General features: G+C 48.9%; 12 protein-coding genes and 4 tRNA genes. 3 read left to right on the plus strand and 13 right to left on the minus strand.

The annotated features are described in order from the left end of the window. Nucleotides 1-57: 57 nt before the first annotated feature. A complete protein-coding gene (locus tag WCN91_RS14915) occupies nucleotides 58-1,269 on the plus strand; it encodes an IS256 family transposase (protein WP_342679031.1) in 1,212 nt (403 codons plus the stop codon). Between the two features lie 304 nt (nucleotides 1,270-1,573). On the opposite strand, the gene WCN91_RS14920 is transcribed toward WCN91_RS14915, so the two are convergent. From WCN91_RS14920 to xerD, 11 genes are all read right to left on the minus strand, one after another. Continuing rightward, nucleotides 1,574-2,041, minus strand: a complete 468-nt coding sequence (locus WCN91_RS14920) for an Sbal_3080 family lipoprotein (RefSeq protein WP_342680159.1) — start codon at nucleotides 2,039-2,041, stop codon at nucleotides 1,574-1,576. A 699-nt stretch (nucleotides 2,042-2,740) separates the two neighbouring features. Then, a tRNA-Arg gene (locus tag WCN91_RS14925) sits at nucleotides 2,741-2,817 on the minus strand. 168 nt (nucleotides 2,818-2,985) lie between these two features. Then, nucleotides 2,986-3,062, minus strand: a tRNA-Arg gene (locus WCN91_RS14930). A gap of 168 nt (nucleotides 3,063-3,230) precedes the next feature. Then, nucleotides 3,231-3,307 (minus strand) — tRNA-Arg (locus WCN91_RS14935). 37 nt (nucleotides 3,308-3,344) lie between these two features. Continuing rightward, nucleotides 3,345-3,437 (minus strand) — tRNA-Ser (locus WCN91_RS14940). Nucleotides 3,438-3,613: 176 nt separating this feature from the next. After that, the gene (locus WCN91_RS14945) at nucleotides 3,614-3,850 is read right to left on the minus strand and encodes a hypothetical protein (protein ID WP_342680160.1); all 237 of its coding nucleotides are present in this window, start codon (nucleotides 3,848-3,850) and stop codon (nucleotides 3,614-3,616) included. A 248-nt stretch (nucleotides 3,851-4,098) separates the two neighbouring features. After that, on the minus strand, nucleotides 4,099-5,634 hold the full coding sequence (gene lysS, locus WCN91_RS14950; RefSeq protein ID WP_342680161.1) for a lysine--tRNA ligase: 1,536 nt from the start codon (nucleotides 5,632-5,634) through the stop codon (nucleotides 4,099-4,101). 28 nt (nucleotides 5,635-5,662) lie between these two features. Continuing rightward, nucleotides 5,663-6,761, minus strand: a protein-coding gene (gene prfB / locus WCN91_RS14955; protein WP_342680162.1) for a peptide chain release factor 2 whose coding sequence is annotated in 2 segments (ribosomal slippage) — nucleotides 5,663-6,685 and nucleotides 6,687-6,761 — 1,098 coding nt in all. Because the reading frame shifts where the segments join, the coding sequence is not laid out codon by codon here. 147 nt (nucleotides 6,762-6,908) lie between these two features. After that, nucleotides 6,909-8,642, minus strand: a complete 1,734-nt coding sequence (gene recJ, locus WCN91_RS14960; protein ID WP_342680163.1) for a single-stranded-DNA-specific exonuclease RecJ — start codon at nucleotides 8,640-8,642, stop codon at nucleotides 6,909-6,911. 254 nt (nucleotides 8,643-8,896) lie between these two features. Beyond that, nucleotides 8,897-9,634: a bifunctional protein-disulfide isomerase/oxidoreductase DsbC gene (gene dsbC / locus WCN91_RS14965; protein ID WP_342680164.1), complete on the minus strand. Its 738-nt coding sequence runs from the start codon at nucleotides 9,632-9,634 to the stop codon at nucleotides 8,897-8,899. A 98-nt stretch (nucleotides 9,635-9,732) separates the two neighbouring features. Next, entirely contained in the window at nucleotides 9,733-10,647 is a 915-nt protein-coding gene (xerD, locus tag WCN91_RS14970) for a site-specific tyrosine recombinase XerD (protein ID WP_425416043.1), read from the minus strand. Nucleotides 10,648-10,738: 91 nt separating this feature from the next. Between xerD and fldB the strand changes: the two genes are divergently transcribed. Further along, nucleotides 10,739-11,257 (plus strand): flavodoxin FldB, encoded by a 519-nt coding sequence (gene fldB, locus WCN91_RS14975; RefSeq protein WP_342680166.1) that lies wholly within the window; start codon nucleotides 10,739-10,741, stop codon nucleotides 11,255-11,257. 154 nt (nucleotides 11,258-11,411) lie between these two features. Here the strand turns inward: fldB and WCN91_RS14980 are convergent, their stop codons facing one another. Further along, nucleotides 11,412-11,951, minus strand: coding sequence for a tRNA1(Val) (adenine(37)-N6)-methyltransferase (locus WCN91_RS14980; protein WP_342680167.1), 540 nt, complete (start codon nucleotides 11,949-11,951; stop codon nucleotides 11,412-11,414). Between the two features lie 68 nt (nucleotides 11,952-12,019). Here WCN91_RS14980 and srmB point away from each other — a divergent pair, with 68 nt between their 5' ends. Beyond that, a complete protein-coding gene (gene srmB / locus WCN91_RS14985) occupies nucleotides 12,020-13,252 on the plus strand; it encodes an ATP-dependent RNA helicase SrmB (RefSeq protein ID WP_342680177.1) in 1,233 nt (410 codons plus the stop codon). A gap of 57 nt (nucleotides 13,253-13,309) precedes the next feature. On the opposite strand, the gene WCN91_RS14990 is transcribed toward srmB, so the two are convergent. After that, nucleotides 13,310-16,183: a M16 family metallopeptidase gene (locus WCN91_RS14990; RefSeq protein WP_342680168.1), complete on the minus strand. Its 2,874-nt coding sequence runs from the start codon at nucleotides 16,181-16,183 to the stop codon at nucleotides 13,310-13,312. Between the last annotated feature and the right edge of the window lie 148 nt (nucleotides 16,184-16,331).

Raw genomic sequence — 16,331 nt, forward strand, 5'->3', positions numbered from 1 at the left:
GAGACTGTAAAAAACTCTGTGTAAGTGGCATTCTTAACCTGTTGAAAGGAATGCAGAATGCCAATAACAGACAAACTTATCGATCAGCTGCTTGATGGCTGTGATTCTCCAGATGATATCCTCGGCGAAGCCGGGCTGCTTAAGCAATTGACTAAAAAGGTCGCAGAACGCGCCTTGAATGCTGAGATGGAACAACATCTCGGCTATGCCAAACATGCGCAAGAGGGCCATAACTCCGGTAATTCCCGTAACGGTAAATCCAGCAAAACTGTGCGCAGCGTTCACGGTGAAATTGACCTGGATATTCCCCGTGACCGCAACGGCACCTTTAGCCCTAAGCTGGTCAAGAAAGGTGAGAAACAGCTTGGCGGCTTCGATGACCGCATCATATCGCTGTATGCCCGAGGCATGACAACCCGCGATATTCAGGCCCATTTTGAGGAGTCCTACGGCGTAGATGTATCCGCGACATTTATCTCGCAAGTCACCAATGAAGTGCTGGACGAAGTGAAGCAATGGCAGCAGCGCCCGCTTGATTCGGTGTACCCCGTAGTTTATCTCGATTGCCTGGTTGTACGTAGCCGTGATTCGGGTGCTGTACAGAATAAATCTGTATATCTGGCCTTGGGTATCAACGCGGACGGCGAGAAAGAATTGCTCGGTCTCTGGATGGCTCAAACAGAGGGGGCGAAGTTCTGGCTGTCGGTCATGAATGAGCTGAAAAACCGAGGCGTGCAAGATATCTTCATTGCCTGTGTCGATGGCCTCAAGGGCTTCCCAGAAGCAATCGAAGCCGTATACCCTAAAACCCAAGTGCAACTGTGTATCGTGCATCAAATCCGCCACTCACTGCGATATGTCAGTTGGAAGCAGCGTAAAGCCATCGCGGCCGACCTGAAACGCATTTATGGCGCAGCGACTTTGGCCGAGGCTGAGTTAGCCCTGACCGAGTTTGCACAGAGGTGGGATGACGAACATCCGAGCATTAGCCTGTCCTGGCGTAACAACTGGGAGCGGCTGAGCGTGTTCTTCGATTATCCGCCGGAAATCCGCAAAGTGATTTACACCACGAACGCCATTGAGTCGCTGAATGCTAGCCTGCGTAAAATCACGAAAACCAGGCGCTCATTCCCGACGGATGACTCAGTGATGAAGATACTATATCTGGCACTTCACCAGATCTCGAAGAAATGGACAATGCCCATCAGGGACTGGAAAGCGGCCATGAGCCAGTTTATGATTATGTATAGTGACCGCGTATCACTATGACAAACAGCCACTTACACAAAAGATCTTACAGTCTCGCGAATCACGGGTTCGGGGAGTTTCCAAAGAGGGAGTCGAATCACTCCCTCTTTGGTTGTCGTCGCCAACGCGACAAAACAACCCTCAGTGCAAGGGAATTCATTCCTGAAGCTGTCTTCCTGTCGGCATCCATGCCTCCACCTCCTCGCGCTGCGAAGCGATGCTTCAGTCACTCGTCGCCCAACGCGAAAAGATCTATCAATTGCCGCCGCAGTCGGCGGCCCGACAACAAAAAGGCCAATACACTTACATTGACCCTGTAAGGATTTTAGTTATTGCTCTCACCACCGAGACAAATTAACTTATTCGCCTCTTCTTTGCTCAGGTCACTTAGTAGAAGATCCAAACTCAATTCCGTTCTTCGCTGAGCAGAGCCGAATTTGTCAAACCCTCCACACATCACTGTATCGATTTTAACGAGCGCTATCACTGTTCCATTATCCACGATTTCAACATTCAAATACCTCATGTAGGTAGCAACATCCCACCACCAATTAGCGGAGTATATAAGCTTAGGCTCTTGTGAACTTGCTGAATTGGATTGAGACGTTTCAACGACTTTATATTTAAAGCCATGCTCATCAAGCTTGCTCGTAATAACGTGTCGAATAGAGTCTTTGGTTCTGCCATCGTCAATCACTAGTATGTTTTTGTTTCCGATAGCATTTGCATCTAATTTTTGCAGCTCAACAACGGCATTATTGGCACAACCAGTTAGGAGTAACGCCGCAAACATAGAAGTACATCTTTTGAACATTGTATTTATTTCCTTTAAACATGTTAATTCCGCAATAATTTTACCACGGCCGAACTCGTAATGGTGTGCTATTGGCTTTTATCTAGTTACGTTCTTTAGTGAGTAACAAAGTAAATATTGCGCCAATACTGAGAACTTAATACCAAACTAAAAGGTATCGATCTTCCCGTTAAGATTCGCGCTGGAGAAATTGGCTTTTGTTGTGGAGTGTGTTATTGAGAGCGAGGCACGACGCCGAGCTAGATTTATCAGCACAGGGATGTGCTGTTAAATCGCCTCAATGACTAAACGGAACGTTTAACAAAACACTGAGTTCGCAAGCATGAGCGAATCACGGGTTCGCGGAGTTTCCAAAGAGGGAGTCGAATCACTCCCTCTTTGGTTGCCGTCGCCAACGCGACAAGATCTCAATCTGAAAATAGGTAGTAGCCCACATCAACCGATGTAAAGCTGCGTAAGATTACATCACTGATTGCGAGTTGTCAGACTGAAGTCTGACCTACAAAGCGTCTTATCAGCAGCCGACCAGAACTAAAATTGAAAACAGATATTGGTTGAAATAAAACGGTGTTGAATTTGAAAAAGAAATCTTGAGGAAAAGCGGGAATTCTTGAATTGCAGGCATAAAAAACCAACTTTCGTTGGTTTCTTCTCACTTCCCTCGATAAAGAAAAGAAGTGGCGGACGCAGGAGGATTCGAACCTCCGACCGCCTGGTTCGTAGCCAGGTACTCTATCCAGCTGAGCTATGCGTCCGTTATGAGTTTTTCTTTTTACCTAATTCATCCTGAAGTAGGGTTCCGGCTCGTCGTCCTGACTCGCGTTCATCGAACTGCAAAGCGATGCTTTGGTTTCTCTTCACCCAGCTGAGCTATGCGTCCGTTATGTTCTTGAACCTGAGGTTCTAATTTGTCACTTGAAATATGGCGGACGCAGGAGGATTCGAACCTCCGACCGCCTGGTTCGTAGCCAGGTACTCTATCCAGCTGAGCTATGCGTCCGTTTCATAAAAAGTGACTTTAGATAATAGACCATCTTTAAGAAAGATTACGGATGCAGGCCAAGATTTAAAATCTGCGAACCTCTGAGGTTCTAAGCCAAATGCATACGCTATCAATTCATGATGACACCAGTGGTTACTGGTTTTTCACACTTCTTTAAAAAAGAAGTGGCGGACGCAGGAGGATTCGAACCTCCGACCGCCTGGTTCGTAGCCAGGTACTCTATCCAGCTGAGCTATGCGTCCATATCTAAATACAAAGACAACACCATTTAAAAATAAATGGCGGAGAAGGAGGGATTCGAACCCTCGATAGGGCTACAAACCCTATACACCCTTAGCAGGGGCGCGCCTTCAGCCACTCGGCCACCTCTCCGTCTTTGTGGGGCGTATAATAAAGGCTTGAGCAAATATGTCAAACACTTTTCTATGAAAATCAGCCTATCTGCTCAGAGATTGCACATATGTCAATTTATGACATAAAAAATGACCTCTATGGGCCATTATCTCGCTACTTTTATTCTTTTTCCCGCTACTAACAGGCTTAGAAGATTAACCGCCGCGCACCATGGGCAATAAAGAAATCCCCTGTGTTTTGGCCTGGTTGTCTAAGCCCTTGTCCAGCTCACGTAAAATCTGATCGCAGTAACCCTGACGTTCAAACTCGATAATGCAGGCGCGATAGTAAGCGGCGCGCTTGTCGTCCTTGGGTATTTCGGGCAAAAACTCTTCGTAATCCATCACATTATTCCTATTGATGTTATTTGGCACTTTTTGACCGACTTCCATAACGGCACTAAAGGGCTCTAGGTACTAGCGAAAAAGTGTAGTGCATTTACTTTAGAAGCACAGTAGGAATAAAGGCTTAGCCTTACCAAGATAAAAACAAATCTATTAATAATCAATTAGATATGATTTCACGGAGAGTCTATTTCAAGGTTTTTAAGCCTGAACAAGTTAGTTTTTGCGATATATCGCACAAGCTGAATACAAAAAACGCGGCCTTAGCCGCGTTTTTAAGAGTTAGACGTTATTAATTAGTCTTGCTCTGGGCGCATATGCGGGAACAAGATCACGTCTTTAATCGTTGGTGAGTCGGTGAATAGCATCACTAGACGGTCGATACCAATACCCTCACCCGCCGTCGGTGGTAAACCGTATTCAAGGGCGCGGATATAGTCGTCATCGAAGTGCATGGCTTCATCATCACCGGCATCTTTTTCTTCTACCTGACGGGCAAAACGCGCCGCCTGATCTTCGGCATCGTTCAACTCAGAGAAACCATTGGCAAGTTCACGACCACCAACGAAGAATTCGAAGCGGTCGGTCACGAATGGGTTTTCGTCGTTACGACGGGCCAGTGGGGACACCTCCCACGGGTATTCTGTGATGAAGGTAGGTTGAATAAGCATGTGCTCAGCCGTCTCTTCGAAGATTTCACACATGTACTTGCCCGCACCCCAAACGCAGTTTTCAGGGATCTTCACGTGTACTTGCTTAGCGTACGCAATCAGCTGTTCCATATGGTTCTCAGGGTCGGCAAATACCGCTGCATCGAACTCTGGGTTGTACTTCATGATGGCATCGGCCATGCTCAAGCGCGTAAACGGCTGACCAAAATCGTACTCTACGCTATCAACTACTTCACCATCGGCATTCTTCGTGGTGTTTACAATTGTTGTGGTGCCCAGCACATCTTGTGCCACTGTACGTAGCATGTCTTCTGTGATGTTCATCAGGTCATTGTAATCCGCGTACGCTTGGTAGAATTCAATCATGGTGAATTCTGGGTTGTGCCGCGTTGACAGACCTTCGTTACGGAAGTTACGGTTGATCTCGAATACACGGTCAAAACCACCTACCACTAAACGCTTCAAGTAAAGCTCAGGGGCGATACGCAGGTACATATCTATGTCCAGAGCATTATGGTGGGTTACGAATGGACGTGCCGATGCACCGCCAGGGATAACCTGAAGCATAGGCGTTTCCACTTCCATAAAGTCACGATCGGTAAGGAAACGACGAATGCCTTCAATTACCTTAGAACGAATACGGAAGGTCTCACGAGTATCCATGTTGGTGATCAGATCCACATAACGCTGACGGTATTTGGTTTCCTGATCCGACAGGCCGTGGAACTTCTCTGGTAATGGACGCAGTGACTTCGTCAGTAGCTCATACTCCTGCATATCAACGTAAAGGTCGCCTTTACCCGATTTATGCAATGGACCAGACACGCCAATAATGTCGCCGATATCAAGCTGACCGTATTTTTCTTTCAGATCTTTTTGTACGTCTTTTGAAGCATATGCCTGAATGCGGCCTTTCATATCCTGAAGCACAAGGAAAGGACCACGCTTGGCAAGAAGACGACCGGCAACGGCAACCTGATGGTCTAGCTCTATCAGTTCTTCTTTCGATTTATCACCAAATTCTGCTTGAAGATCAGCTGTGTAGTGTTTTCGGCGGAAAGTATTCGGGTGGCCGTTTGCACTACAATTTTCGCGAATAGCGTCGAGCTTGGCGCGACGCTCTGCAATTAATTTGTTTTCGTCTTGGATTTGATCTGTCATTTTCTAGCTCTATTAATTTGGCGTTAAATTACAGCCCTGATTTCAGGCTTGCTTCAATAAACTTGTCGAGATCACCGTCTAATACGGCTTGGGTATTACGGTTCTCAACTCCGGTGCGCAGGTCTTTAATACGCGAATCATCAAGGACATAAGAGCGTATCTGTGAGCCCCAGCCAATGTCTGATTTGGCATCTTCCTGCGCTTGCTTCTCGGCATTTTGCTTTTGCAACTCAAGCTCAAACAGCTTGGCTTTAAGCTGTTTCATCGCCTGGTCTTTGTTTTTGTGCTGCGAGCGGTCATTCTGACATTGCACCACGGTATTGGTCGGCAAGTGAGTAATACGTACTGCAGATTCGGTACGGTTAACGTGCTGACCACCGGCTCCCGATGCACGGTATACATCGATACGCAAATCGGCCGGGTTAATATCGATTTCAATGTTGTCATCGATCTCGGGATAAACGAATGCCGAGGCAAACGAAGTATGACGACGACCACCGGAATCGAACGGACTCTTACGCACTAAACGGTGTACGCCTGTCTCTGTGCGTAGCCAGCCATAAGCATATTCACCACTGATCTTCACCGTGGCGCCCTTGATACCGGCCACATCACCATCGGTTGCTTCCACTATCTCGGCCTTAAAGCCTTTCGCTTCGGCCCAACGTAAGTACATACGCAGCAACATGTTACACCAGTCTTGCGCCTCGGTGCCGCCTGAACCTGCCTGCAGATCCAGATAGGCATCATTGCTGTCCTGGTCACCGCTAAACATGCGGCGGAATTCAAGCTGTTCCAGGTGGGCGTTAAGGTCTTCAAGCTCGCTTTGCGCCTCGGCAAAGGTTTCCTCGTCTTCGGCTTCAACCGCCAGCTCAACAAGGCCTTCAACATCGTCGGTACCAGTTTCGAGCTTCTTTATGGTCTCAACAATGGCTTCCAGGCTAGATTTTTCTTTACCTAGGCCCTGAGCGCGCTCTGGCTCATTCCACACCGCTGGATCTTCAAGTTCGGCATTAACTTCTTCTAAACGCTCTTTCTTGTGAGCATAGTCAAAGATACCCCCGAAGAAGCTCAGTACGTTCGCGAATTTCCTTGATTTGGTTAATCACAGGATTCACTTCAAACATGCATGTTACTCCGCAAAAAATAGACTCACGCCCGCTTAAAATTGGCGCGTCGATAAAAGCGCTCGATTTTAACAAATAATTGTCGAATTTATTAGCGCTTTTATACGAATTAGTACAATTTTATTGGCCCTGGTTAGGGCCGTGTGATCAGCTGCGTTTTTGCATTTCCCGCACTATTAATTGCAGCGAGAACTGACCACGAAACTCATTGATATCGAGCTGATAAGCCAGATGCACATAACGCACCTGAGTATCGGGCCAGGCACGCACATCGATATTAAAGGCAATGGCATCGACAACCCGACCACTTTGATGGCGCAGCACCAGTTTCAGGTGCTTCTCCCCCACTATCCTTTGTTGCAACAGCTCAAAAGTGTGCTCAAACACCGGCTCGGGAAAATGCTGTCCAAAAGGGCCTGCCTGGCGCAGCAGTTCGGCAAAGTCCAGCGAGAAGCAATCCGCCGGCAATTCACCATCGGTAAGCAAGACACACTCCTTGGCTTCCTCGGTTAGCTCTTTGGCCACCTCGGCAACAAATGCCTGCTGGAACTCGCTAAAGCGGGCTTCTTCTATGCTTAAGCCCGCGGCCATGGCATGACCGCCGAATTTGATGATCAAACCCGGATGCTGGGCATCGATATGGGCCAGCACATCGCGCATATGCACGCCGTCAATAGAGCGACATGAACCCTTAAGCTGACCATTGTCTCCGGCGGCAAAGATGGCGGTAGGCCTGTGGTGCTGCTCTTTTAAGCGCCCGGCAAGAATACCTATCACCCCTTGGTGCCAGTCCTGTTGATACAAACACAGGGCATCGGGAATCTGATTCGTGCCCAAAGAAAGCCTGCTCAGCGCTGCCTGCGCTTCTTGCTGCATACCCTGCTCGATTTCCTTACGCTCGGCGTTCAGGGCATCGAGTTCACCGGCAATACGCCGGGCCTGATTGAGCTCCGGTGCCAATAAACAGGCGATACCCAGGCTCATATCATCCAAGCGCCCGGCGGCATTCAAACGCGGCGCTAGGGCAAAGCCAAAATCGCTGGCACTGAGGCGAGCGCGGTTGCGTCTGGCCACTTCAATCAGGGCTTCGATACCTGGGCGAGTACGGCCACTGCGAATGCGCGCCAAGCCCTGGTACACCAAGGTACGGTTATTGGCATCAAGTGCCACCACATCAGCGACCGTGCCCAGTGCGACCAGATCTAACAAATTTCCCAAGTTAGGCTCTGCCTGTCCTTGTTGTTCATACCAGTTCGCTTCACGCAGGGCATGGCGAAAGGCAATCAAGAGATAAAAGGCAACGCCCACTCCGGCAATGGACTTGGAGGGAAACTGACAGTCGTGACGATTGGGGTTCACTATGGCATCGGCATTGGGCAGGCGCTCACCTTGCAAGTGGTGGTCGGTAACCAGTACCTTGATACCCGCCTCTTTAACCCGGGCGATACCGTTAATACAGGAAATACCGCTATCGACCGTGATCACCAGTTCTGGCGCCAGGGTAATAATATGCTCCGCCAGCTCAACACTCAGACCATAACCAAAGTTAAAGCGGTCGGGCACCAGGTAATCAAGCTGGGTAAAGCCAAACATCTGCAAGCCCTGCATCAGGGTCGCGGTACTGGTGGCGCCATCGGCATCGAAGTCGCCGACAATAAGTACCTTTTCCTGCTTTTGCAGACTTGTAAACAGCAGCTCTGCGGCCTTGTCTATATCGCGAAATAAGCGAAAATCATGCAAGGTGGTGACGCTGTTATCTATCTGCGCCGGGTCGGTGACGCCCCGTGCTGCATAGAGTTGACGAATAACTGGGTGTAACTGGGCGCTAAGATGAGAATCATCCACGCGCTGACGGGCGGTAATGGTAGTTTGCGCCTGCAAGGCTCGACTCCATGTTTTTAATAGCAATTCACTTAAATAGCTAAGCATTCTAGCGGGCTAAATATCGTGCTCACCGCGTTAGAATTTTTCAATGTAGAGTAACTACATAAGAAAAACTCCGCCTTGTTAGCACATCATTTATCCAGCGCTATATCTGCTCACATACTTAACAGAATTACTATAAAGACAAAAAAATAAGCCTGCCGCTAGAGCAATAAGTGCGCCCTAGCTAAGCAGACCCAGTAATGATCCAATTAGGATTTAGTGTTTAACTGATCAATAGCAACACTGATAGCGGCAGCCGGTTGATAGCCTGGGATCATGCTGCCGTCAGACAGGATAATTGCCGGCGTACCACTGATACCAAAGCTTTGTCCTAGCTGGTAGTGCTCCGCCACCGGGGCATTACACTGCTTCACTTCTTTTGGCGTAGAACCGGCTTTTGCATCTGTCAGTGCTTTTTGCTGATCCTCAGCACACCATACATTCATCAGATCTTTATAACCTTGTGAACCCATGCCGCCGCGCGGGAAGCCCAGATACTGAACAGTAATACCGGCTTCAAGGTAATCCTCTAACTCACGGTGCAACTTACGGCAGTAACCACAGGTGATATCGGTGAATACGGTGATCTTGCCTTTTTCTTTATCGGCCTTGTAGACGATCATCGAGTCTTTATATTGCTCCACCCCTTCAAGACGCACACCGCTTAGCGCCGCCTCGGTCAGGTTTTCTTTATTCTGCACATCAACTAGTGTGCCTTGAAACAGGTAGCGACCGTCTTCGCTGGCATAAAACACGCCACGATTGGTGATCACTTCAACCACACCGTCCAAAGGCGTGGTGTTTACTTTCTTGGCGTTCAGACCCAATTGTGTGAACAAGGCTTTCACTGCGCTGTCGCTCGCAACTGCAGGTTGTTCAGCCCAAGCACCTAGGCTGGTTGCCGCACTAACACCAGCCAGAGCCAGTGCGATAAATACTTTTTTCATAATAAATTCTCTAAAAATCGACTAGTCATACTAGCTAGACCGTGAAACCAGAATAAAATTCACGCCCTAAGCTCATAACCTAGTCTTTCGACCTCGAGCTAAGCTCGCGGATGATGAGTTTGATGCACTAATTTTAGTCGCTCGTTGGCCACATGCGTATATATCTGTGTGGTCGACAAATCGCTGTGACCCAGCATCATCTGTACTACTCGCAGGTCCGCACCATGATTAAGCAAATGAGTTGCAAAGGCATGACGCAGGGTATGCGGCGACAGATCTGATTTAATGTTCGCCAACATAGCATAGTGTTTAATGCGATGCCAAAAGGTTTGCCTTGTCATACCAATACCGCGTTTGGAGACAAAGACAAAATCCGTGGCGTGTTTTATCAGCGCTGGGCGGGCAAATTTCAAATAGCGCGCAAGCCAGTCGAGGGCTTCTTCGCCCATGGGCACCAGGCGCTCTTTACCACCCTTGCCCTTTACAAAGACCACTGCTTGATTCTGGTTAACATGCTCTAATCTCAGGCCGATCAGTTCGCTGACACGCAGCCCAGTTGCATAAAGCAGCTCTAACATGGCTCTGTCGCGCAGGCCCATGGCATCCTCACAATCGGGGGCAGCCAATAGCGCCTCCACATCTTCCTCGCTCAGGGTTTTTGGTAAGGATTGCGTGGCCTTAGGGCGGCTAATGGTTTCCAAAGGCGAGCGTGTCAAACGCTTGTCGACTATTTGATGCTGATAAAAGCGTTTTAAGGCACTGATACTGCGTGCCGTACTGCGCGGACTTAAACCGAGATCAACCCGATAGGCCAGGTATTGCTCCACCTCTTGCGTATCTACATCAAGCAAGGCCTGGGGGGCGAGAAAGTCGCTGAATTTTTTTAAATCGGTGCGATAGGCGGACAAGGTATTGTCACTGGCGCCGCTTTCAAGAAACAAGGCATCCAAAAATTGCTCAATATGCTCTAGGTTATCCGGGTGTGGCGGCTGCTTATTCACATCAATGGCCATGCAGATTTAGGTTAATTGCATCATATCAGATAGATACTCGGGGCACGATACGTTAGACTTCGCCCTATCAATGACAAGCGATGTGATAACAATGAAGATTGGTTTATTTTACGGTTCGACCACCTGCTACACAGAAATAGCGGCTGAAAAAATCCGCGACATTATCGGTGCAGACGTCGTTGATCTCTTTAATATTAAGGATGAACCGCTGAAAACGGCCGAAAATTATGATTTTGTCATTTTTGGTATTTCCACCTGGGACTTCGGCGAAATTCAAGAAGACTGGGAGTCGCACTGGGATGATATCAAGGACGTAAACCTGGCGGGCAAGGTGATTGCCCTGCTCGGTATGGGCGACCAACAAGGCTATGGCCAATGGTTCCAGGATGCTCTTGGCATGCTCCATGATGAAATCGCGCCGCAAGAGGTGCAGTTTATCGGTTTCTGGCCTAACAGCGATGACTATGAGTTTGAAGCCTCGAAGGCGCTGACGGAAGATGGCTCACACTTTGTCGGCCTGGCCCTGGATGAAGACAGCCAGTACGAAAAAAGCGATGATCGCATTGCCACCTGGGTGGAGCAGATCATGACCGAATACGCCGAGTTGTAAGTCTAAAAACGTAAATAAAATTCACGGCACAGGCGGCGATAATCCTCACTGTAATCGTCGCCGGCGTGGATCACCAGCTGCTGCTTTTCACACTCTCCCGCCTGCCAGCTAAATTGCATAAGCCACCGACTGACACCTTTGCGCTCGGTACTTTTTACTTCGCACAGGCGCCGTAAATGCCCGCCTGCTCGGCTAACTTTACTAACTCTTGTCCTTGCTCACGAGGAAGGATCACCGCCAGCTCAGTGTTTGCATGGCCCACCCTTTGCCATAGATTTATCAGTGCCGAAAACGGCAAACTGTCGGTATGGCGTGCCAGATTACGTTTATCGTCTTGTGCCTTTAAGGCGTTCTCAAAATAAGGCGGATTGCTGATCAGCAGATCAAACTTACGTTCACTGTCAAAATACTGCGCATCGCCCTGCGTTATTTCTATATCCGGCCAGGGACTTGCCGCCACATTACTTTTTGCCTGGGCGCAGGCATCCGGCTCTATATCCAGGGCTTGCACATCAGAGTGGGGCGCACGCTGTTTACACATTAATGCCAGCAATCCGGTGCCCGTGCCTACATCTAATATTTGCTGCGCCGAGCCCAGCTCCGCCCAGGCTCCGAGCATAATACCGTCGGTGGAAACCTTCATGGCGGTGCTGCATTGCGCGATAGAAAACTGTTTAAACTGAAAACCTGCCACTTTAGACCTTTGTGTTTGAGCATGTGCCACGTATAATTGCCTTAATTGTCCATCATTTTGACTCCTTTATGCAATTTGCCGATTTTGATCTTGATACCGCGCTACTCAATGCCATTGACAGCCTAGGTTTTACTAAGCCCACCAGCATTCAGCAACTGGCTATTCCAGAAGCGCTGGAAGGCCGTGATGTCCTTGCCTGCGCTCCGACCGGCACCGGCAAAACCGCGGCGTTTTTGATCCCCGCCATTCAGTACCTGTTGGACCATCCGCGTCGTAACCCAGGTTTCGCCCGCGTCTTGATCATGACCCCAACTCGTGAGCTGGCTTACCAGGTACATGAGCAATGTGAAAAGCTGGCGACAGACACACATTTGAAAATCGGTGTGGTTACCGGTGGTATCAACTACGGCACGCATAAAGAGATCTTTGAAAAGAATAACGATATCCTGATCGCCACGCCGGGGCGCCTAATGGAATATCTGGACACAGAAAACTTCCACGCCGAAGATGTGGAGCTGCTGATTTTGGACGAAGCGGACCGCATGCTGGACATGGGTTTTCGTAAGGAAATGCTGCGCATTTGTGAAGAAGCGAAAAACCGCCGCCAATGTATGCTTTTCTCTGCCACCTTGGAAGGTGACAGCGTCGCCAAGTTCTCCGAGCGCATCTTAAACGAGCCGGCACAACTAGAGGCTTCGCCTTCACGTTCTGAGCGCGGTAAGATTTTGCAATGGGTGCACCTGGCCGATGATTACGACCATAAACTCAAGCTATTGGTGAGCCTGCTACAGCAAGAGACTGTTGAAAAAGCCATCGTCTTTGTGAAAACCCGTGAGCGCCTGGAAAAGCTGGTTGGCGAGTTATTCACTCATGATATCAAGACCACCTGGTTGCGCGGTGAAATGCCACAGGATAAACGTATGGCGGCCATGGCCAGCTTCCACAGCGGTCGCACCAAGATATTGATTGCCACCGATGTTGCCGCCCGTGGTATCGATGTTAACGACATCAGCCATGTGTTCAACTTCGATATGCCACGCAGCGCCGATGTCTATGTACACCGTATTGGTCGTACCGCCCGCGCTGGTAAAAAAGGTACCGCCATCTCCTTGGTTGAAGCCCATGAAGTGGCCATGTTAGGTAAAATTGAACGCTACACGGATCAGGTATTGAAGCGTCGTAAGATCAAAGGTCTGGAGCCGCAGCACAAAGAAGCCAAGCTGCCGCCGAAGAAGAAAAAAGATCCGGAAAAGATGAAGGCCAAACGCAAAAAAGCCAAGGCTAAAGCGAAAAAGAAATAACGCGTAAGCATAAAAAGAAAGCCGCTCGATTGAGCGGCTTTTTGTTTTCTCTACTACTTACTTAAACACTTCTTCCAGAGGTACAACCTTGATGTTTTTGCTTGGAATAGCCAGCTTGTAGCTTTCGATTTGCTTATCTTCGGCCACTAGCTCTGCTGGTTTTTCGGTGTTGTATTTAAGCGGTGAAACCTGCTCGTTTGCTAAACGCGCCTTCATATCTTCACCATCACCACTAACAAACACATAATGAATATTATCTGTTTGCAGGTTCTCGCGAATAACTCGGTTCACATCTGCCACTGTAAGTGTTTCCAGCTGTGAGCGCACATAGTCGGCGAAGTTATCAGTGCCATAGAACTGGCTGTCTAAAGCATAACCTAACTGACGGTTTTGGCTTGCCACCAACTGCGGCAAAAAGTTAGTCAGGAAGTTACGGGTAGCGTTAAAGTCTACCTCGCTCATACCCTGGCTGATCAGCTTATCCAGCTCGCGCAATGCGGTACGGGTAGCAAAGTGGGCATCGTTATTAGAGCGCAGCGGACGCAACCAGACCTGGAAGATCTGCTCGGAGCGACCCAGGTTAGCATCCGGCTTGGTTTGGAACATGCCGCGCGGGAAGTACTCAATATAGGCATAGTCACCATAGTTCATACCACGCACCTGGCGAATACGCTCATACAGCTTGGCATTTGAGTTACGGTGCTCACCGAGGAAGGAACGAACCAACCACAGCGCCGTCCAGTCTTTGCTTGAACGCGTAGTTTCAATTGGGAAACCAAAAGACACGGCGGTCGACTTAGCACTCTTTTCAATAATGGTGGCATGATGGCCGCTCAGTGCTGGTGCATCAGGGATATCTAGGCGAGCTTGCTCACCGGCAGGTAAGCCTTGCAAGTCACTCATCATCTGCGCTTTAACCTTTTCAGGCACGGCACCGATAAGGCCCAGGTGCAGATTACGTTGAGTGAAGTTCTTCGCGTAGAAGGCTTTAACGTCATCCAGAGTCAAGGCTTCTAAGTCAGACAAGTCACCGTAGTTGTAGGCGCCATAAGGGTGGCCCTGATACAGCTCGGCGTAAAGCACTTCTTTACCTAGCTCTTCATCGTTAGAGGCTTTAAGACCCGACTCGATGCCATCGATCAGCTCTTTCTTTAAACGGGCGAAGTCATCTTCACGGAAGCCCGGCTCTAGTAATTGATCGCTGACCAGCTCATACCACTGCTCGGCGTTATCCTTGTGGATGCGACCGCGCAGCGAGATCATTTCCTTATCGATTTGATAAGCAAAGCTGCCGGCAATGGGATACAGGGCTTTTTGAATTTCCTTGTAGCTCATCGACTGGCTGCCGCCTTTGGCCAGCATGGCCGCAGTTAAGGCCGCCACACCCTTTTTACCTTCAGGGTCGGCCGCAGCGCCGGTGTAGAATAACCAGTTTACGTCAACCAGTGGCGAGCTGTTGGTTTTATCCAGCACGGTAAATAGCTGCTCTGTCGGCTTGTTGTTGATATCAGCTACCAGGGTATCAAGCTGCACTTCGGCGTCAAAACCGGCGACTGCATCCTTGGCCGACATGGTGACCGTAGTGCGGTTGTTGTCGGTGAAGTACTGATTAGCAATGGCGCGAATATCTTCAGCACTGACACTGTCGGCACTTTGATACAGGGCGTTGATCACCTCAGGATCGCGCTCGAAGTGCATATAGCTGGCAAGCGTTGATGCGATTGCCTGAGATGAGTCCAGGCTGTTAATAAAGCTGTATTTTGCATTTGATTTCAATGCCGCCAGCTTGCCTTCATCTACCAGCTCGGTGCGCGCCTGGGCATAGGTTTGATTAATGGCATCACGTACCACTGCCAGGTTTTCTTCGTCATCCACCTTAACGAATACATGCAATAGACCCGGATCCTTGGTTTCCGGGTTGTAGGTAAACATTTGCGAAGCAATCTGCTTTTCTACCACCAGCTGTTGGTATAGCTCTGAGTTTTCAGAAAAATAAAGCTGTGACAGCAGATCCAAAGCGGCGCGGTCCTTGGTATTTGGGTTCCACTCGGTACCCTTGTAAGAAACCAACAGCCAGTGACCCGGTAAGCCTTCATACTGCTCATGCACATAACGCGGTGCAGCTTGCTTTGGCTCTACCGGAATATCAGCCTGATAGTCGCCACGCTGCCAGTTGCCCCAGTGCTTTTTCACCATGGCAATGGTTTCTTTGGGGTCAACATCGCCAACGATAACCAAAGACACATACTCTGGTTTGTAGAAACGCTTAAAGAAGGTTTGCCCGTATTCACTTTGATCCGGCATGGCTTCGATATCTTCAAAGAAGCCCATGGTAGTGTGCTCATAAGTGTGTTTATCGAAGGCTTCTTTGCGCACCGCCGCCAGCAGCTTGCGAATTGGGCTGGCATTGTTTTTAAGGTATTCGCCCTTAACCGTCAGCGCCTCGGTGCGGAACTGCTCTTCGCTGTATCTAAGGTTTTGAAATACATCGGCCTTGATTTCCAACACCTTGTCTAAATGCTGCTTAGAGAAATTAAGGTGGTAGTTGGTGTAATCATTGGTGGTGTAAGCGCGGTTATCAACACCTGAGTTTTTCATGATATCGGCGTAGACATCTTCGGGGAATTTTTCCGAGCCCTTAAACATCATGTGCTCAAAGAAGTGAGCAAAACCGGTTTTGCCTTCTTCGACTTCGTTACGTGAACCCACAGAAACAGGGATCTGCAGCGACACCACATCGGGATAATCGGTTTTTACCACCATCACCCGCAGACCATTGTCTAGCTCTTCTAATACGTAGTCCTGGGCAAATACTTTATTGTTCTGTTGCGCCGTTGCAGCTGTGGTACTTGTTTGCGTTGTCTGCGTGCTTTGACAGCCGCCTAGCGTAAGCGCCAGGGCAATGCCCGAGGCAATAACCGATAGTTTCATCTTCCTATCCTTTAAGTCTGATTGTTATCTGATTTTCAAAACCAATCCATTATGCAATAAATTCACCCTAAACGCTTAATCGGCGGCTTATTTTGCTGTAAAAAAATGTGTCAAAAGCAGGTTGAAGGAGTTTACGTTTAAGGATCCC

Origin of the sequence: Pseudoalteromonas qingdaonensis (assembly GCF_038739665.1) — a bacterium.
In the GTDB taxonomy this organism is placed as follows: domain Bacteria; phylum Pseudomonadota; class Gammaproteobacteria; order Enterobacterales; family Alteromonadaceae; genus Pseudoalteromonas; species Pseudoalteromonas qingdaonensis.